Annotated in this window: 14 protein-coding genes; 9 read left to right on the forward strand and 5 right to left on the reverse strand. The window is 62.9% G+C overall.

All coding sequences use genetic code 11. The annotated features are described in order from the left end of the window. Window positions 1–38: 38 nt before the first annotated feature. Window positions 39–350, reverse strand: coding sequence for a DUF6916 family protein (locus V7773_RS27610; protein WP_092146632.1), 312 nt, complete (start codon window positions 348–350; stop codon window positions 39–41). 46 nt (window positions 351–396) lie between these two features. Continuing rightward, window positions 397–984 (reverse strand): phage tail protein, encoded by a 588-nt coding sequence (locus tag V7773_RS27615; protein WP_336076243.1) that lies wholly within the window; start codon window positions 982–984, stop codon window positions 397–399. A 306-nt stretch (window positions 985–1,290) separates the two neighbouring features. Between V7773_RS27615 and V7773_RS27620 the strand changes: the two genes are divergently transcribed. Genes V7773_RS27620 through V7773_RS27640 form a run of 5 tightly spaced genes read left to right on the forward strand, consistent with a single transcriptional unit; the run spans window position 1,291 to window position 12,707 of the window. Then, window positions 1,291–2,136 (forward strand): sulfotransferase family protein, encoded by an 846-nt coding sequence (locus tag V7773_RS27620; RefSeq protein ID WP_336076244.1) that lies wholly within the window; start codon window positions 1,291–1,293, stop codon window positions 2,134–2,136. A 50-nt stretch (window positions 2,137–2,186) separates the two neighbouring features. Continuing rightward, on the forward strand, window positions 2,187–9,422 hold the full coding sequence (locus V7773_RS27625) for an Ig-like domain-containing protein (protein WP_336076245.1): 7,236 nt from the start codon (window positions 2,187–2,189) through the stop codon (window positions 9,420–9,422). 40 nt (window positions 9,423–9,462) lie between these two features. After that, window positions 9,463–10,977 (forward strand): TolC family protein, encoded by a 1,515-nt coding sequence (locus V7773_RS27630; protein WP_336076246.1) that lies wholly within the window; start codon window positions 9,463–9,465, stop codon window positions 10,975–10,977. Between the two features lie 12 nt (window positions 10,978–10,989). After that, window positions 10,990–11,775 carry an aspartyl/asparaginyl beta-hydroxylase domain-containing protein gene (locus V7773_RS27635; protein WP_336076247.1) on the forward strand — a complete coding sequence of 262 codons (786 nt, stop codon included), beginning with the start codon at window positions 10,990–10,992 and terminating at the stop codon, window positions 11,773–11,775. Further along, window positions 11,763–12,707, forward strand: a complete 945-nt coding sequence (locus V7773_RS27640) for a sulfotransferase family protein (RefSeq protein WP_336076248.1) — start codon at window positions 11,763–11,765, stop codon at window positions 12,705–12,707. Before V7773_RS27635 ends, V7773_RS27640 begins: the two co-directional genes overlap by 13 nt. A gap of 136 nt (window positions 12,708–12,843) precedes the next feature. On the opposite strand, the gene V7773_RS27645 is transcribed toward V7773_RS27640, so the two are convergent. Together V7773_RS27645 and V7773_RS27650 are read right to left on the reverse strand one after the other, a co-directional pair. After that, entirely contained in the window at window positions 12,844–13,605 is a 762-nt protein-coding gene (locus tag V7773_RS27645; RefSeq protein ID WP_063323460.1) for a slipin family protein, read from the reverse strand. A 1-nt stretch (window position 13,606) separates the two neighbouring features. Continuing rightward, window positions 13,607–14,131 carry an NfeD family protein gene (locus tag V7773_RS27650; protein WP_336076249.1) on the reverse strand — a complete coding sequence of 175 codons (525 nt, stop codon included), beginning with the start codon at window positions 14,129–14,131 and terminating at the stop codon, window positions 13,607–13,609. Window positions 14,132–14,279: 148 nt separating this feature from the next. Here V7773_RS27650 and V7773_RS27655 point away from each other — a divergent pair, with 148 nt between their 5' ends. The 4 genes from V7773_RS27655 to V7773_RS27670 all read left to right on the forward strand — a co-directional run bounded on the left by V7773_RS27655 (window position 14,280) and on the right by V7773_RS27670 (window position 17,365). Continuing rightward, entirely contained in the window at window positions 14,280–14,525 is a 246-nt protein-coding gene (locus V7773_RS27655) for a DUF2789 domain-containing protein (RefSeq protein ID WP_063323458.1), read from the forward strand. Window positions 14,526–14,738: 213 nt separating this feature from the next. Beyond that, on the forward strand, window positions 14,739–15,320 hold the full coding sequence (locus V7773_RS27660; protein ID WP_092146617.1) for an alpha/beta hydrolase: 582 nt from the start codon (window positions 14,739–14,741) through the stop codon (window positions 15,318–15,320). A gap of 46 nt (window positions 15,321–15,366) precedes the next feature. After that, a complete protein-coding gene (locus V7773_RS27665) occupies window positions 15,367–16,302 on the forward strand; it encodes a sigma 54-interacting transcriptional regulator (protein ID WP_336076250.1) in 936 nt (311 codons plus the stop codon). A 280-nt stretch (window positions 16,303–16,582) separates the two neighbouring features. Next, complete coding sequence (locus V7773_RS27670) at window positions 16,583–17,365, forward strand: MetQ/NlpA family ABC transporter substrate-binding protein (protein WP_003196610.1); 783 nt, start codon at window positions 16,583–16,585, stop codon at window positions 17,363–17,365. 118 nt (window positions 17,366–17,483) lie between these two features. Here V7773_RS27670 and V7773_RS27675 read toward each other — a convergent pair whose 3' ends face one another. Then, on the reverse strand, window positions 17,484–18,644 hold the full coding sequence (locus V7773_RS27675) for an AAA family ATPase (RefSeq protein ID WP_092222202.1): 1,161 nt from the start codon (window positions 18,642–18,644) through the stop codon (window positions 17,484–17,486). Between the last annotated feature and the right edge of the window lie 42 nt (window positions 18,645–18,686).

Here is an 18,686-nt window from a genome sequence, read left to right on the forward strand (position 1 = left end):
GTGGGAGCGGGTTTGCTCCCACAGGGAATCATCAGTCTTTAGTTAAACGCGATGTAGAAGTATCCCAGCGCCGGATCCCGTCCCATGGGCGGCATCCGTGATACGAACACCCCCTCGATCTTGCCCAGTTCCGGCACCTCCAGCCCGCACAGGCCGTCCACGAACGCGGTGCTCTCCAGGCTGTTGAACTCGACGCTGAAGGGCATGCGCTCGGTGTTCGGCATCTTCGCCCGAGGTGTTTCTTCAAGGGTTTCGAAGCGCACCGGCAGGCAACTGCCGTCGGGCAGGGTCAGGCTGCCGGTCTGGCCCAGCAGCGGTTGGAAATGGCGGCTATGAACCTGTTGCAGCATGTCGACACTCCAAAAGGCCGGAGGACCGCAGCCCTCCGGCGGTTCATCAGTTACGGCTTGGGAATAGACCGTTCAAGGCGACACTGAAGTTGACCACCAGGAACGGGTTCATGACCGCCATTGGCAAGCCGTTGCCCGCGGGGGAAATCGTGCCGTCGATGCTCGTGCTCACGCCCTTGACCGGCACTGGTGAGGCGCCGATCTGGTCGGAATAAATCGCCGCCGAGCCAGGCCCGGTGCCCGAGGTGCCGATGAACGAGTTGGTGGCCGTCGGCGTATTCACCGGGTTGCTGGCCGGGTTTGCCAGTTGCAGGGTGGTGGAGGCGGTGAGTCCCGCCAGGGTGTGAGTGTGGGCGGGCAGGTTGTTGATCGTTGCAGTGACGTTTTCGGTGCCGGAGACTTCGCCCATGACCCGCGGCGTCAGACCCTGGCCGTTGCCTTGTCCCAGCGGCAGGCGGCCTTGCAGATTGGGGAGCATGAAGTTGGTGGTGCCGTTGCCTCCGTAATACGTGCCGAGCAAGGAGAACAAAGCCTGGTACTGGGCAATTGGGAGGCTCTGCCCGTTGCACTGAGCCCACCCATTGGGGGCGAAGTTAAAGGCAAACGGTTGGATGGTGCCCATAAATACTTCCATAGATTCCTCATCCCTTCAGATTATTGGTATGGCAATGCCGCCAGGATCCAAGGGAGGGTAGTGCGGTCAGCCCGACGCCTTCATTCCCTGGCCTGGTCACGCACGGCTGAGCGTAGACGGGGATGTCTCATTCTGCAGGGCAGCAATAGAGGAAAAATGTTGTCGACCGGCTTAATCGATTCAGGTTCGCATCACCGCTATACCGTCCATCTTTTTTACAAAATTGGCTGATGTTGATGTCAAAGTACCACTAGGCGAAGATTGTTTCCTCGGCTACGCTTCGCGATACAAAAGGACTACAAACAGGTGAAGGGATTGCCGCAGTTTCACTTTATTTCCGGTTTGCCGCGCTCAGGCTCGACCCTGCTTTCTGCCATTTTGCTGCAGAACCCGCGTTTTCATGCCGGCATGACCAGTCCCGTCGGTTCGCTGTTCAGCAGCGTCCTGCAACAATGCAGCGCCGGCAGCGAGTTCGGTTCGGTGATCGACACCGACCTGCGCCGCCGCCTGTTGCGTGGCCTCTTCGATTCCTACTACGCCGACAAAGCCGATAAACCGGTCATCTTCGACACCAATCGCCAATGGTGTGCCCGTTTGCCTGCCCTGCAGGACCTGTTTCCCCAGGCCAAGACCATCGCTTGCGTGCGCAACGTTGCCTGGATCCTCGACAGCCTGGAGCGCCTTTATCGTGCCAATCCGTTCGAGAACACCAAGCTGTTCAACGACGATGACGAGCGCAACACCGTCTACAGCCGCTGCGAAACCCTGGCCCAGCGCAATCGTCTGGTGGGGCTTGCCTGGACGGCGCTCAAAGAGGCCTATTACGGCGAGAACGCCGAGTCGCTGCTGGTCGTTGACTACGACCTGCTGAGCCAGGCACCGGAGCGGGTCATGCGACTGGTGTACGAGTTTATCGGCGAGCCCTGGTTCGAGCACGATTTCAATCACTTGACCTACGACGCGCCGGCCTTCGACCAGGCCCTGGGCGTTGCCGGCCTGCACAAGGTCAAGCCCAAGGTCGCGCCGCAAGCCCGGCGGACCTTGTTGCCGCCGGATCTGTTTGAAAAGTATGCCGAGTTGTCGTTTTGGCGCGATGGGTCCGCAAGCGCCGCCAATGTCATTCGTATGAAAACCGACGCCGCCGTCAGCTGACTGCGGTTTTTTTCATTTGTGTTCAAGAAGTTCGAGTCCAGGTGATCGTCATGTGGTGGAGCAAAGGCAAATCGCGGGTAACCGAGGGCGCACAGGCCCTGGCATCGCCAATGATCATGTCCCTGGAGCCGCGAATGCTGTTCGACGGCGCGGTGGCGGCGACCGTGGCCGATGCCGCGCAACCGGACGCTCATCCGACTGCCGAGGCGGCCAAGACGCCCACAGCGGACCAGCCTGCCGATAGTCATGCACCCCAAGGCCAGGTCGATGCCACCCAGGCTGCCGTTCCCGGCAAGAGCGTGGTGTTCGTCGATTCCCGGGTCAAGGATTCCGCCAACCTGCTCGAAGGCGTGGCGCCTGGGACCCAGGTGGTGCAACTGGATGCCACCAAGGACGGCCTGCAACAGATCGCCGATTACCTGGACACCCACCAGGGCGTCAGCTCGGTGCAGATCATCGCCCACGGTAACGCCGGTGATTTGTGGCTGGGCAACAGCTACCTGTCGGCGGACAACGTCCAGGCCCGCAGCGAAGTGCTGGCGCAGATCGGCCAGGACATGAACGCCGGCGGCGATATCCTGATCTACGGCTGCTACACCGCCGAAGGCGAGCGTGGCCTGAGCCTGGTGGATTCATTGGCGCAGTTGACCGGGCGTGACGTGGCGGCTTCCGACGATCGCACTGGCGTCGGCGGTGACTGGGACCTGGAGATCGCCACCGGCAACATCGAAAGCGCCAACGTGCTGTCGGCCAATGCCATGAGTGAATACCAGTGGGGCCTGGCCACCTGGACCGCCACCAACAATGCCAATTCCGGCGTGGGCTCCTTGCGCGCGGCCTTGGGTTCTGCGCAGAACGGCGACATCGTCACCTTCAACAGCAGCATGACCGTTGCCTTGACCCAGGTGCTGGTGGTGAACCAGAACATCACGATCGACGGCGATCTCAACAACGACAACGTCGCCGATGTCACCCTGGACGGGCAGTTCCGCACCCAGGTGATCAGCGTGACGGCCGGCACCACGGCCACCCTCGATGGTTTGGTGATTACCCGCGGCGTTGTGTCGGGCAACGGCGGTAACGGTGGTGACGATGCGCTGGTGGCCAAGGGCGGCGGGATCAACAACGCGGGTACCTTGACCCTGCGTAACGTCACGGTCACGGCTAACGTGGCGGCGGGCGGTGGCGGCGGCGGTGGTGTGACGCCGGAATATGCAGGTGGTGGTGGCGGTGGCGGTGGTGCGCTCGGCGGCGGGATCGGCGGGCGTGGCGGCGATACGCTCAACTCCTCGGGTTCCTTGGGCTCTACCAACCAGGGCGGTGCCGGTGGCGGCTTCTTCAACATCGGCGGGCGTGGCGGCTCCGCGACCGGCGGTGCCGGCGGCGCTGTCTATGCCGGCTACAGCACCGGCTCCTCCGGTGGCACGGCCAGCAGCGGCGGGTTGTCCATCGGCGGCGGCGGTGGCGGCGATGGCTATAACGACATCGGCGGTGCCGGCGGTGGCGCGGTTGGCGGTATCTACAACGACACGGGCGCAACCCTGCGGATCATCGGCAACTCGGTCATCTCCAACAACATCGGCGCGGGCGGTGGTGGCGGTGGCGGCGGTGCCGGTGGTGGTTACACCCAGGCGGGCGGTGCCGGTGGCGTGGGTGTCGGTGCGATCTGGAACAAGGGTTCGATCCTGATCACCGCGGCCAACTTCGCGGCCCTGGCCGGCAACGTCGGTGGCAGCGGCACCGGTGGAACGAGTGCCGGCACGGCAGGTGTCTCGCCGAGTTCGGTGGCCAACGTCTATGGCGACGGCGGCACCATCAATACCAACTATGTGCCGGACGAAACGCCGCCCACCGCGACGGTCGTGGTGGCCAACACCAACCTGAACTCTGGCGGCACGTCGCAGGTGACCATCACCTTCTCCGAGGCGGTGACCGGGCTGACCGCGGCGGACCTGACCGTACAGAACGGCACCATCGGCACGCTGACCAGCGGCGACGGCGGCATCACCTGGACCGGTACGCTGACGGCGGCAAGTAACATCGCCGATACCACCAACATCATCACCTTGAACAACACCGGTGTGGCGGACCTGGCCGGTAACGCCGGGGTGGGCACCACCGATTCGAATAATTACGTGGTCAACGACACCGTGGCGCCGACGGCGTCCATCGTGGTATCTGACACGGCCCTCAGGAACGGTGAAACCTCGCTGGTGACCATCACCTTTTCCGAGGCGGTCAGCGGCTTGACCACGGCCGACCTGACGGTAGCCAATGGCACCCTCAGCGGCCTGAGCAGCAGTGACGGCGGTATCACCTGGACAGCAACCCTGACACCCGACGCCGCTGTCACCGACACCACCAATCTGGTGGTGCTGAACAATGCCGGTGTCGCGGACCTGAGTGGCAACGACGGCGTTGGCACCACCAACTCCAACAACTACGCGATCGACACCGTGCTGCCGACCGCCACGATCGTGGTGACTGACACGGCGCTGAGCGCCGGTGAAACATCCTTGGTGACGATCACGTTCAACGAGGCGGTCAGTGGTTTCACCACCGCTGACCTGACGGTGGCCAACGGCACGGTCACCGGGCTGAGCACCAGCGACGGAGGTATCACCTGGACCGCAACGCTGACCCCGACCGCCAGCGTGAGCGATACCAGCAACCTGATCACGTTGAGCAACAGCGGCGTTGCCGACCTGTCCGGCAACGTCGGTACCGGCACCACCGACTCGAACAACTACGCGATCGACACCCTGCGCCCGACCGCCACGATCGTGGTGGCCGACAACGCGCTGAACATCGGTGAAACCTCCCTGGTGACGATTACCTTCAGCGAGGCGGTGACGGGGTTCACCCTGGCCGACCTGACCGTTGCCAATGGATCCCTGAGCGGGCTGAGCAGCAGCGACGGCGGTATCACCTGGACCGCGACGCTCACCCCAAGCGCCAGCATCAGCGATGCCACCAACCTGATTGTCCTGGCCAATACCGGCGTACTGGACGCGGCCGGTAACGCTGGCACCGGCACCACCAGTTCCAACAACTATGCCGTCGACACCGCGCGCCCGACCGCGACCATCGTCGTCGCCGACAACGCCTTGAGAATCGGCGAAACCTCGCTGGTGACCATCACCTTCAACGAGGCAGTGACCGGCTTCACCACTGCCGACCTGACGGTCGCCAACGGCACCCTGACCGGGCTGAGCACCAGCGACGGCGGTATCACCTGGACCGCGACACTGACCCCGAGCGCCAGCACCAGCGACGCCACCAACCTGATCACCCTGGATAACACCGGCGTGGCGGACGCCGCCGGCAACGCCGGCAGCGGTACCACCGACTCCAACAACTACGCCATCGACACGGCGCGCCCCACCGCCACCATCGTCGTCGCCGATACGGCCGTCGCCCTGGGCGAAACCTCGGTGGTGACCATCACTTTCAGCGAGGCGGTGACCGGCTTCACCCTCGCTGACCTGACGGTCGCCAATGGTAGCCTGAGCGGGTTGAGCACCAGCGACAACATCACCTACACCGCCACCTTCACGCCGAGCGTCGGCACCAGTGATGCCAGCAACCTGATTTCCCTGGGCAACTCCGGCGTCACGGACGGGGCGGGCAACGCTGGCAGCGGTACCACCGACTCCAACAACTACGCCGTCGACACGCTGCGTCCGACCGCGACCATCGTGGTGGCCGATACCGCGCTGAGCGTCGGCGAAACCTCACTGGTGACCATTACGTTCTCCGAGGCGGTCAGTGGTTTCGACAATTCGGACCTGAGCGTGGCCAATGGCACGCTGAGTGCGGTCAGCAGCAGCGACGGTGGCATCACTTGGACGGCGACGTTCACGCCTGCGCTCGGTGTCAGCGACACCTCCAACGTCATCACCCTGAACAACACCGGCGTCAGCGATGCCGCGGGCAATACCGGCACCGGCACGACCAACTCCAACAACTACCAGGTCGACACCAATGTGCCGACCGCGACCATCGTGGTCGCCGACAGTACGCTGGGAATCGGTGAAACGACCCAGGTGACCATCACCTTCAATTCGGCGGTGAGCGGTTTCGATAACGCGGACCTGACGGTCAGCAACGGCACGCTCAGCAATGTGTCGTCCACCGACGGCGGCGTCACCTGGACGGCCACGTTCACGCCGAGCGCGAGCATTTCCGATACCAGCAACGTGATCACGCTGGACAATACCGGCTTGATCAACGGCGCGGGCAACGCAGGTGTCGGCACCACCGATTCCAATAACTACGTGGTCGACACCGTGCGCCCCACCGCGACCATCGTCATGGCCGACCCAACCGTTGCCATTGGCGAAACCTCGCTGGTGACCATTACCTTCAGCGAGGCCGTGACGAGCTTCACCCTGGCGGACCTGACCGTGGCCAATGGTTCCCTGAGCGGGCTGAGTACCAGCGACAACATTACCTTCACCGCGACCTTCACCCCGAGTGCGGGAATCAGCGACAGTACCAACCTGATCAGCCTCAACAGTGGCTCGATCGCCGATGTGGCGGGCAACATCAACACCGGCACTGCGGATTCGAACAACTACGCTGTCGATACCCTGCGCCCGACCGCGACCATCGTGATGGCCGATAGCAACCTCAGCGTCGGCGAAACCTCACTGGTGACCATCACCTTCAGCGAGGCGGTCAGCGGTTTCGACAATTCGGACCTGAGCGTGGCCAATGGCACGCTGAGCGCCGTGAGCAGCAGCGATGGCGGCATTACCTGGACGGCGACCTTCACCCCGGCCACCGGTACGCGGGACGCCACCAACCTGATCGTCCTGGACAACAGCGGCGTGAGCGACGCGGCCGGCAACGCCGGTACCGGCACCAGCAACTCCGCCAACTACACCGTCGATACCCAGGTGCCGACCGCGACCATCGTGGTGGCCGATACGTCCCTGAGCATCGGTGAAACCAGCCAGGTGACCATCACCTTCAACGAAGCGGTGAGCGGTTTCGACAACAGCGACCTGACCGTCAGCAACGGCACGCTGAGCAATGTGTCGTCCTCCGACGGCGGCGTCACGTGGACGGCTACGTTCACACCGAGTGCGAGTATTGCCGATACCAGCAACCTGATCACCCTGGACAATACCGGTGTCGTCAACGTCTCGGGCAACGCTGGCGTCGGCACCACCGATTCCAATAACTACGCCATCGACACCGTGCGCCCGACCGCGACCATCGTCGTCGCCGACACCGCCATCGCCGCGGGCGAGACCTCGCTGGTGACCATCACCTTCAGCGAGGCCGTGACCGGCTTCACCACTGCCGACCTGAGCGTCGCCAACGGGACCCTCAGCGGGCTGAGCAGCAATGACGGTGGCATTACCTGGACCGCGACCTTCACGCCTGCCGCTGGCATCACGGACACCAGCAACGTCATCACCCTTGCCAACAGCGGCGTCGCCGACCTGGCGGGCAACACAGGCAGCGGCACCACCGATTCGAACAACTACAGCGTCGACAGCCAGCGTCCGACCGCCACCATCGTGCTGAGCGATTCGGTGTTGAAACCGGGTGAAACCGCCCAAGTGACCATCACATTCAGCGAGGCCGTTACCGGCTTCAGCAACGCAGACCTGAGCGTCGACAACGGCACCCTGAGCGCCGTCAGCAGCAGCGATGGCGGCCTGACCTGGACCGCGACCTTCACGCCAACCCTGGGCGTGACCGATGCCAGCAACCTGATCAGCCTGGACAATACCGGCGTGAGCGACGCGGCTGGCAACAGCGGGGCAGGTACCACCGACTCAGCCAACTATGCGGTCGAGACGCAGGTGCCGACTGCCACGATCGTGGTGGCTGACAGTGCGCTGCGCGTAGGAGAAACCTCGCAGGTCACCATTACGTTCTCGGAGGCTGTGAGCGGTTTCGACAACAGTGACCTGACCATCAGCAACGGCACGCTCAGCAATGTGTCGTCCACCGACGGCGGCGTCACCTGGACGGCCACGTTCACGCCGAGCGCCAGCATCACCGACACCAGCAACCTGATCAGCCTGGACACCAGCGGCGTGGTCAACGCCTCGGGCAACAGCGGTGTCGGTGTGGTGGACTCCAACAACTACGCAATCGACACGGTTCGCCCAGGCGCCACCATCACCGTGGGCGACACCACCCTGGGCATCGGCCAGAGTACCACCGTGACTATCTCCTTCACCGAGGCGGTGTCCGGTTTCGACCTGTCCGACCTGAGTGTGGCCAATGGCGTGCTGTCGAACCTCGCCAGCAGTGACGGTGGCCTGACCTGGACGGCGACCCTGACGCCTACTGCAGGCGTCAACGATGCCACCAACCTGATCCTGCTCGACGCCAGCAATGTGCAGGACCTGGCCGGCAACGCCGGCGTGGGCATCGCGATCTCCGCCAACTACGCGCTCGATGCCACCCGGCCGACAGCGACCATCGTGGTGGCCGATCCGAACCTGACCGTGGGCGAGACGACCCAGGTCACCATCACCTTCAGCGAGGCGGTGAGCAATTTCGATCTGTCGGACCTCAGCGTCACCAACGGCGAGCTGACCAACCTGACCAGCAGCGACGGCGGCAGGACCTGGACCGCGACGTTCACACCGACGGTGAACCTCACCGACCCGAGCAACTTCATTGCCCTGGACACCAGCAACGTCAGCGACCTGTCGGGCAACGCCGGGGGCAGCGTGGCGGTGTCCAACAACTATGCGATCGACACCGTGGTGCCCAACGATGTGAAGCCGCCGCCGGAGTTCCTGACCTCCGACCCGGTCACGGTTATCCCGCCGTCCGAGGTGCCGCTGCAACCGATCGTCTTTACCCCGCCGACCGGCAATCTCGGTTCGCCGCTGGGGTTCCCGCCGCTGTTCGAGCAACGGGACATGGGCGGGGGCCTCAAGCCGATTGGAGATATTTTCATCAACCGGGGTCAACTGGCGCCTAGCTATATCGCTCAGGTGTTCAGCAGCGATGCCGCTGGCGATGGTTCTGGCCAGGGCTTCCTGGGCTTTGGTGGGGGCGATGGTGGGGTATTCGGCAGCAGCACGCTTTCGACCCTGTTCACCCAGGACTCCGCTTCCGAGGGCGAATCGATGGGTGCCTTCGGCAGTCAGTCGATGCAGGGCGGCGATGTGTCCCAAGGGCTGCGCGGGATGTTCGGCGCACCGACCTTGGGCCAGCAGCTGCAACAGCTCAAGGATACTGAACAGCGTCAGGTCGACAGCTTGGCAACGGCGTTACGACAGGTCGGCATCAGCCAGGCGCAGGCCTGAATTCTAAAAAATATTGGGGCAGTCAGGGGCAATCCAGGGAATGAATAGAAGTCAGAAGTTATTCGGTATGAGTTTGCTGGCGCTGGTGGTGAGTGGATGTGCGGTCACCAGCGATCCGATCGAGCGTAGCGTCAGCGAGCAGCGCGCTCGAACCGACCTGCAGAATATGTACAAGGATCAGGAGCCGCTCAGCGGCCCGCTGACCCTGCACCAGGCCATGGCCCGGGCAGTGAAGTACAACCTCGAAGGCCGCTTGAAGATCATGGAGGAAGCCCTGGCCAAGCGTCAGTTGGACCTGGCCAGTTTCGACATGCTGCCGCGCATGGCCCTGGACGCCGGTTATGTGGGCCGCAACAACGTCAACGCCTCCAGCAGCCAGAGCGTGGAAACCGGCACCCAGTCCCTGGAGCCGTCGACCTCCCAGGACCGCGACCGCGAGGTGGCGGACCTGACCATGGTCTGGAACGTGCTCGATTTCGGCGTCAGCTACATCAGCGCCAAGCAGGCCGGGGACCAGCGTCTGATCGTGCAGGAGCGCCGGCGCAAGGTGATCAACACCATCGTCCAGGACGTGCGTTCGGCCTACTGGCGCGCCATGGCCGCCGAGCGTTTGCTCAAGCAGATCGACAGCCTGATGGCCCGGGTCGAGGCTGCGCGCGACAACAGCCAGAGCATGAGCGAACAGCGCATCGGTGACCCGGTGCAGGCCCTGGGTTACCAGCGCTCGCTGATCCAGGCGACCCGTCAACTGGAAGAGCAGCGTCGGGCGCTGTCCCTGGCCAAGACCGAACTGGCGACCCTGATCAACCTGCCCCTGGGTACCGAGCTGACCCTGGCCACCCAGGATGAATACGCCATCCCGGAACTCAAGGTCGACTTGGCCCGTCTCGAACAGGAAGCCCTGGCCAGCCGCCCGGAACTGCGCGAGCAGGATTACCAGACCCGCATCACCGCCGCCGAAACCCGCAAGGCCATGCTGCGCCTGCTACCGGGGCTGGAGTTTTCCGCCGGCGGGCATTACGACAGCAACTCGTTCCTGGTGGAACAGGGCTGGGCTGACTACGGTGTGAAAGTCACCTGGAACCTGTTCAACGTGATCTCCGCTCCGGCGGCCATCGACGTGGCCAAGGCCGGTGAAGAAGTGGCCTCGGCGCGGCGCCAGGCGATGTCGATTGCCGTGCTGGCGCAGCTGTACGTCGCCAACGCCAACTATCGCGAAGCGCTGCGCCAGTTCAAGACCAGCCAGCAACTGTCGGACATTGACGGGCAGATTGTCGGTCAATTGCGCAATCGGCACCAGGCTGCCGGCATTGGCGAGCTAGATCTGATCCAGGGTGAACTGAATACCTTGCAGGCCGATCTGCGCCGGGACCTGGCCTACGCTGACCTGCGCAACGCCTACGGGCAGATCTTTGCCAGTGCCGGTCTCGACCCACTGCCAAACGAAGTGCAATCGACCGCAGTCCAGTCGATCGCCACGGCACTGGCTAATCGTGAAGCGGCCTGGGCCCAGGGCGACATCACGGTGCCGACGACGGCCGCGGTGACTCAGTAACCGGGCGCTGGCATGACGCGCCCGGCGTTTTCCCGGCTGCCGGTGGTGGTGAACCTGCCGTTACTGTTGCAGGCACTGGCCGCCATTGAAGACGAGCGCTGGCAGGGGCATTTCAACAGTGCCTATTACAGCGGCGACTGGAGCGGGGTGGCGCTGATTTCAGCGGCCGATGCCTTGACCGAGTTGTCTCCCGGGCGCGGTCTGCCTGTGACGCGCGCGCCTTGGTCAGAGGATCGTCGTTGGCGCGAAGCGTTGCGTGATTGCTCCCTGGAGATCGTCTCGGCCCGGCTATTGCGGCTCGGGCCGGGAGGGTGCATCCACGAGCATCGCGACTATGACCTGGGCGGGCCGGACGCCGATCTGCGCCTGCACATTCCGCTGCTCAGCCCGCCGCAAGTGGATTTCTGGCTGGATGACCAGCGTGTGCCTATGACGGCGGGCGAGTGCTGGTTTCTCGACTTGTCGCGACCTCATCGCGTCGATAACCGCAGTGCCGAGCCCAGAGTTCATCTGGTGCTCGATTGCCGCCCGGGGCCCTGGTTGGAGCAGCAGATTGCCGCTGGGTTGCCCACTACACCGGCAGCTGGCGGCGGGCATAGCGACTTCGCCCGTTTTCAGCAGCACGTAGAAACTGATATCCAACTCGCCCGAACCTTGCAGAGCGTGCATGACGTAGACGCTTTCATTGAGTGCGCAATTGCGCTGGGTGCCGGACAAGGCCTGCACTTCACTGCGCAAGAACTCCGGGCGGCCATGCGCAACGGTCGCCGGCAGTGGAGAGACCAGTGGAAAGCCTGAACCTGGACGGCTGGCTGCCGATCCGCGTGTGGCAAGAGGCTGGGCAGTGGTGGGTCGATTGGTGCTGGTTCGGCGACGCGCGACTGTCACAGCCGTTCTTTGGCGATGCGGTGGAAGACGCCCTGCGCCTGCCTTTCAACCAGGTGTTCCGTCGCCGGACTCCCTTGGACGCCCTCGGTCAGTGGCAACGACAAACCCCGGGACTGGAGCCCAGCGCATTCATTTTCCATGCCTCCCGTTGCGGCTCGACATTGATCAGCCAGATGCTTGCCCAATTGGACGATCACATCGTCATTTCGGAACCACCGCCCCTGGATACATTGCTGCGCAGTGATTTGCCATCGCCCGAGCGGTGCGTGGCGCTCAAGGGCTTGATGTCGGCCTATGGGCAGCGCCGACGAGGCGTGGAGCAACGGCTGGTGGTCAAGCTCGACGCCTGGAACATCGGTGAGTTGGCGCTGTTGCGAGAATGTTTTCCCGACACCCCCAGGCTGTTCCTGTACCGCGACCCTTTGGAAATCGCCGTCTCCCATCTGCGTCGTCCTGGCCTGCACATGGTGCCGGGGATGATCGGGACGAGTGTGCTGGACGATGGGTTGCCGTTCAGTAGCCCGGAAGATTTCATCTCGCGCCGGGTGGGGCAGTTGTTGGCGACGGGTTTGGACCACTGTCAGGTATTGGGTGCAATGGCGGTCAACTACACCGAACTGCCCGAGGTGATGACGGGCAAGCTGGCGGCGTTTTTCCGGCTTGATGAGGAGCAAGGCAGGCAAGTGTTCGCCGCAGTGGGGCAGCATGCCAAGCAGCCGGCGCAGGCGTTTGTTGGCGATAGCGAGGACAAGCGCCGCGAGGCTTCGGTGTTGTTGCGGGAGCGGGTCATGCGCTGGGCGTGGGGGCCTTACGAGGCGCTCGAGTGTTTGAGAAGGTCTTGAATTCAGGAGTGTCCTGTGGCGAGGGAGCTTGCTCCCGCTGGGCTGCGTAGCGGCCCCAAGATCTTGCGGTTGCTGCGCAACCGAGCGGGAGCAAGCTCCCTCGCCACAGGGGCTCGCTTGTGCCTTGCCTAATCCATCACGGCTTGTTGGGTGACAACTCCGCCATTCCCTTGAGCAACTCGATCGGCAAGGGGAAGACGATGGTGGAGCTTTTGTCCCCGGCAATCGAGCCCAGCGTCTGCATGTAGCGCAACTGCATGGCCCCTGGCTGGCGGCCGAGCATTTCGGCGGCCTGCATGAGTTTTTCCGAGGCCTGCAGCTCGCCTTCGGCGTGGATCACCTTGGCCCGGCGTTCGCGCTCGGCTTCGGCTTGGCGGGCGATGGCGCGGATCATCGATTCGTTGAGGTCCACATGCTTGATCTCGACATTTGCCACCTTGATGCCCCAGGCATCGGTCTGGGCGTCGAGCACCTGCTGGATGTCGCCGTTCAATTGCTCGCGCTCGGCCAGCAGTTGGTCCAGGTCATGCTTGCCGAGGACCGCGCGCAAGGTGGTCTGGGCCAGTTGGCTGGTGGCCATGAGGAAGTTTTCGACCTGGATGATGGCTTTCTGCGGATCGAGCACGCGGAAATACAGCACCGCGTTGACCTTCACCGAGACGTTGTCGCGGGTGATCACGTCCTGGGGCGGTACGTCGAGGACAATGGTGCGCAGGTCGACGCGGATCATCTGCTGCACCACCGGAATCAGCAGGATCAATCCTGGCCCCTTGACCTGCCAGAACCGACCGAGCTGGAACACCACCGCTCGTTCGTATTCGCGCAGGATCCGGAACGTCGCACCCGCCAGTGCAATCAACAGTAACAACAGCAGCACAAAACCGATTTGCATGCCCATCTCAGACTCCTTGTGAATCAGCGGGGGCCACTTCCAACAGCAAACCCTTGCGGGTGATGACTCGCACCGCTTGCCCAGGCCGCAGCGGCGTTACGCTTGCCACCTGCCAGCGTTCGCCTTCCAACTGGACCCAGCCATGATGATGATTGCCGGCCTGCAACGCGGTCACCATCGTGACGCTGCCCAACAGCGCCGCATCGCCGCTGACAGGCTGGCGCGGTCGTGTTTTCAACGCACGGACCAACAGGACGATCAGCAGCAAGGCGCTGGCCAGGCCCAGGCCGAGCATCAGCGGAGCCGGTATATCGGCGTTGGTCAGGATGACCGCGCCAATCACGCACAGGACAATGCCACCCAGCCCTGCGATACCGTAATTGGGCAGGGCCGCCTCGAAGACCAGCAAGGCCACGCCAACGGCAACCAGCCAGAAACCCAGGGAATCGGTGCCTGGCAGCACGAGGCCATCGGCGCCGAGCACAGGTCCGCTGATCGCCAGCAGCGCAACCGTCAACCAGTGAATGTTCACAGGACCCTCCGCAACGTGTATTCGTCGGGATGTTATTCAAAGTCTAGTCGAGTCGAGGGTTGATTGAATTTTGATCAGTCTGGCGGTCGTCGAGGGGCTAGACTGCGGAGAAACACCCCGCCATCTCCATTATGTTCAGGAGGCCCGTATGGAAACCCCAATTCACCCTCTTTCCTCATTATTCAAGCAACTGGGCTTGCCCGATGACGCCGAGGGCATTGATAAATTTATCACCAGCCATTCACCCCTCAAGCCTGGGCTGCACCTGGCCGATGCGTTTTTCTGGAGCGAGGGCCAGCGGCAAATGCTGCGCGACGAGATCCTCGAGGATGCGGACTGGGCGGAAGTGATAGACCAGTTGGATGTGTTGTTGCGCAAGGGGCGTAGCGAGTGAGACCGACGCAATTCCTGTGGGAGCGGGCTTGCTCGCGATGGCGGACTGTCAGTCAACACTGATGTAACGGACCTGACGCTATCGTGAGCAAGCTCGCTCTCACAGACTCGAGTTTATATTTCATTTTGGTCTTAACAAATATCTTCTTATTCCTTAAATAATATGGCTCTCCTCCCTATACTCGTCCGGGAATAGACACGCAGGAGAGCACCCATGCGCAACGAATCGATTCGCTACCTGATTGTGCCGGGCTGGCAAGGATCGCCGGAAAATCATTGGCAAACCCACTGGCAGAACAGCCTGCCCAACAGCGCGCGGGTCGAGCAGGCCGACTGGTTGACGCCCCGGCGTGAAGACTGGGTCGCGGCGTTGGCCGAGGCCGTGGCCGCCGACAGCACGCCAGTGATCCTGATTGCCCATAGCCTGGGTTGCATCACGGTGGCCCATTGGGCCGCCACCGCGCCGGTGCAGTTCCTGCGCCAAGTGCGCGGGGCATTGTTGGTGGCGCCGGCGGATGTCGAGCGACCGGCTTGCGTTCCGGCGCTGCGCAACTTCGCGCCGATTCCCACTGATCTGTTGCCGTTCCCAAGCCAAGTGGTCAGCTCCGACAACGACGCCGCCGTGAGCGCTCCGCGCGCCCTGGAACTGGCCCGCAACTGGGGCGCCGAGGCCGGGATTCTGTCCGGGGCGGGGCATATCAACGTGAAGTCCGGTCACCAGCGTTGGGAGCAGGGTTTCGCTTACCTCTATCGCCTGCAAAACCGCATGGAGCATCACGCCCTGCGTCGCGCCTGAATTTTAGCGCCCCCCGTCTCCCGGCGGTCTGGGGCGGGAGCCTGCCATGAGTTTGCATGAAACCTTCGGTCAGCCCTTGCTGACCTTTCCCGATGCGGAAAAAAGCCCCCTGAGCATTCGCGCCAAGGCGCTGGTGTTCGTCGACCCACGTTCGCGGCAGTTGCGCCAGGCGTTGGAGCAACTGGCGCCACGTGCGGTCTCGGTGCTGATACGGGGTGAAACCGGTAGCGGCAAGGAACTGCTGGCTCGACATATTCATCGCGAAAGTGATCGCGGTGGGTTGTTTGTGTCGGTCAACTGCGGCGCCATCAGCCCGACCTACGCCGACGCCGAATTGTTCGGCTATGCCGCCGGCAGTTACAGCGGTTCGGCCAGCAGCCGGGCCGGTTGGTTTGGTTCGGCCAACGGCGGCACCCTTTACCTGGATGAAATCGGTGATTTGCCGCTGCCGATCCAGATCAAATTGCTGGCGGCCCTGGAAAACCATGAAGTCACCCGTGTGGGGGCGCATCAGCCCAGCCCGGTAGATGTCCGCCTGGTGGCAGCGACCAGCATCGACCTGGCGCAAGCGGTGGCGGCCGGGAAATTCCACGAGCGGCTCTACCATTACCTTGGCGAAGGCCAACTGGAACTGCCGGCCCTGCGTGAGCGGGTGGGCGATATCCTGTCCCTGGCCGAATATTTCCTGGGCATCTACAGCCAGCGACTCGGTCTCAGCGTGCCACTGATCAGTGAAGCGGCGCAGTCCGCCCTCGAGCGGCACAGTTGGCCGGGCAACACCCGCGAGCTGGAAAATGTCATTCACTTCGCGTTGCTGGTGAGCACCGGTGACGAGATTTTACCCGAGCACCTGAATTTGCCGCCCCAGCCTTCAGTGCCTGAACTGATCGAGCAGCAAGTGGCGCAGGTCATCGCAGGGGGATCGGAAGGTGAGCGTGCCGCACTCAAGGTGCTGCTCAGTCGATTGGGCTCGACGCTGTAAGTGTGGCTGACCCACTCTTGTGGCGAGGGAGCTTGCTCCCGCTGGGCTGCGTAGCGGCCCCAAGATCTTGCGGTTGCTGCGCAACCGAGCGGGAGCAAGCTCCCTCGCCACAAAAGCGGTGTTAGCTATATGAGGAAAATGAATATGAACTTGAACAAAAGATATTGTTAAGGAATAAAAAATGTCGGTATTGTCCGCCTCACGCCAGCGATAGCACTTCACTGGCACTCCACATTTGGCCGTCGTCCATGACGACAGTGATTTTCGATAAGGACACTGCATGAAAAAGGTTCTGTTGTTCACCGCATTGGCGGCAGCCCTGGCCTCGGGCCTGGCCCAGGCCGCGGAGAAACTGGTCGTGGCCGCCACCCCGGTACCCCACGCTGAAATCCTCGAGCTGATCAAGCCGGCCCTGGCCAAAGAAGGTGTGGACCTGGAAATCAAGGTCTTCACCGACTACGTCCAACCCAACGTACAGGTTGATCAGAAGCGCCTGGACGCCAACTACTTCCAGACCCTGCCGTACCTGACGAACTTCAACGAAGGCAAAGGCACCCATCTGGTGACCGTGATCGGCGTTCACGTCGAACCGTTCGGCGGCTACTCGAAGAAGTACAAAAAGCTGGCTGATCTGCCGAATGGCGCGACCATCGCATTGCCAAACGAAGGCAGCAACAGCGGCCGTGCCCTGATCCTGCTGCAGAAGGCTGGGCTGATCGAGTTGAAAGACCCGAAAAACGCTCTGGCGACCCCGAAAGATATCGCCAAGAACCCGCATAACTTCAAGTTCAAGGAACTGGAGTCGGCCATGCTGCCGCGCGTGCTGGACCAGGTCGACCTGGACCTGATCAACACCAACTATGCGCTGGAAGCGGGTCTTAACCCAGCCAAGGACGCACTGGTAATCGAAGGCGCGGATTCGCCTTACGTCAACTTCCTGGTGGCCCGTCCGGACAACAAGGACAGCCCGGCCATCCAGAAGCTGGCCAAGGCCCTGACCAGCCCTGAAGTGAAGGCGTTCATCGAGAAGAAATACAGCGGCGCGGTACTGCCGGCGTTCTGATTCGCGGGCTGAACCTTGTCACGGTTTCAAACGCCGACGGCTGATACAGCGTCGGCGTTTTTTGTGCTCGCGTTTTAATTGTGCGAGCTTGCTCACGATCCGGTTGATCGGGCGCCAGTCAATCCGGCCAATGCCACGCCGGCTCATCCAACATCCGTTGCCCGACAATCCCGGTCTGTCCAAGCTCCTTTTCCAGCACGATGCAATTGCAGTCTTCATCCTGCTCCAGGGCGGCGATCAGGCGCGTGGCGTGGGACACCACCCAGACCTGGCAATTGACTGAAGCCCGGATGATCAGCCGCGCCAAGGCCGGCAACAGATCGGGGTGCAGGCTGGTTTCCGGTTCGTTGAGCACCATCAGCGAGGGTGGTCGTGGTGTGAGCAGGGCGGCCACCAGTAGCAGATAGCGCAGGGTCCCGTCCGACAGTTCGGCAGCGGACAGCGGGCGCAGCAGGCCATGCTGTTGAAACGCGATAGCGAAACGTCCGCCTTGCAGTTTCTCGATGTGCAGTTGGGCACCGGGGAACGCGTCGCCGATGGCGGCATGCAAGGCCTCGATGTCACCGATTTCCAGGATCGTCTGCAGCGCGGCGGCGAGGTCGCGCCCGTCGTGGTGCAGCACCGGCGTGCGGGTGCCCAGTTGCGGTTGGCGCACCGGGGCGTCGGCATCGCTGCGAAAATGATCGTAGAAGCGCCAGCGCCGAATGAACTCGCGCATCTGCAAGACCTCCGGCGAAGTGCGCAGGCTGCCGACCTGGTCGAACAGGCTGTCGAAGGTCGGCGTGTGCTGGGCCAGCACATCCCAGGAGCGGCCTTCGCGGGCACGGATCATGGGCCCGTTGCGGTCCACCAGCAGGCTGGCCGGCCGAAACACCGGGCCGGCCCAGATGCATTCGCGCTTGATTTCAGGGTCCAGTGAAAACGCTGAACGACTGGGCTCTGGCAAGCCTAGGGCGATCGAATAGCTGAAGTCCTCCCCAGCGAAGCCCAGGCGCAGGCGCTTGGTGCCCTGGCGCACAATCGCCTGGACCGGCACCTCGCCGTTACGCATGCGCCGGCTGATTTCTTCCGGCCCGGCCCAGAAGGTCGAGTCCAGTCCGCCTTCGCGGGCCAGGGCGTTGACCACCCCGCCCTGGGCTGTCTCTGCCAACAGGCGTAGGGCGCGGTACAGATTGGACTTGCCGCTGCCGTTGGGACCGGTGATCAGGTTCAGCCGGCCCAGGGGGATTACCAGCTTGTTGATGGATCGGTAATTGGCCACCGCCAGGGTCTTGAGCATGAGCAGACTCCAGCTGCTGGGGGTCCATAGGGAAGTGATCAG

Source organism: Pseudomonas sp. 3JA (assembly GCF_036961705.1).
In the GTDB taxonomy this organism is placed as follows: Bacteria; Pseudomonadota; Gammaproteobacteria; order Pseudomonadales; family Pseudomonadaceae; genus Aquipseudomonas; species Aquipseudomonas fluorescens_Q.

Bases quoted from the DNA above. Each gene is read 5' to 3' on its own strand.
- V7773_RS27645 (WP_063323460.1), bottom strand. From the start codon at position 13,605: ATGGGCATGCAAATCGGTTTTGTGCTGCTGTTGTTACTGTTGATTGCA.
- V7773_RS27655 (WP_063323458.1), top strand. From the start codon at position 14,280: ATGGAAACCCCAATTCACCCTCTTTCCTCATTATTCAAGCAACTGGGC.
- V7773_RS27625 (WP_336076245.1), top strand. From the start codon at position 2,187: ATGTGGTGGAGCAAAGGCAAATCGCGGGTAACCGAGGGCGCACAGGCC.
- V7773_RS27635 (WP_336076247.1), top strand. From the start codon at position 10,990: ATGACGCGCCCGGCGTTTTCCCGGCTGCCGGTGGTGGTGAACCTGCCG.
- V7773_RS27665 (WP_336076250.1), top strand. From the start codon at position 15,367: ATGAGTTTGCATGAAACCTTCGGTCAGCCCTTGCTGACCTTTCCCGAT.
- V7773_RS27615 (WP_336076243.1), bottom strand. From the start codon at position 984: ATGGAAGTATTTATGGGCACCATCCAACCGTTTGCCTTTAACTTCGCC.
- V7773_RS27630 (WP_336076246.1), top strand. From the start codon at position 9,463: ATGAATAGAAGTCAGAAGTTATTCGGTATGAGTTTGCTGGCGCTGGTG.
- V7773_RS27610 (WP_092146632.1), bottom strand. From the start codon at position 350: ATGCTGCAACAGGTTCATAGCCGCCATTTCCAACCGCTGCTGGGCCAG.
- V7773_RS27660 (WP_092146617.1), top strand. From the start codon at position 14,739: ATGCGCAACGAATCGATTCGCTACCTGATTGTGCCGGGCTGGCAAGGA.
- V7773_RS27670 (WP_003196610.1), top strand. From the start codon at position 16,583: ATGAAAAAGGTTCTGTTGTTCACCGCATTGGCGGCAGCCCTGGCCTCG.
- V7773_RS27675 (WP_092222202.1), bottom strand. From the start codon at position 18,644: ATGCTCAAGACCCTGGCGGTGGCCAATTACCGATCCATCAACAAGCTG.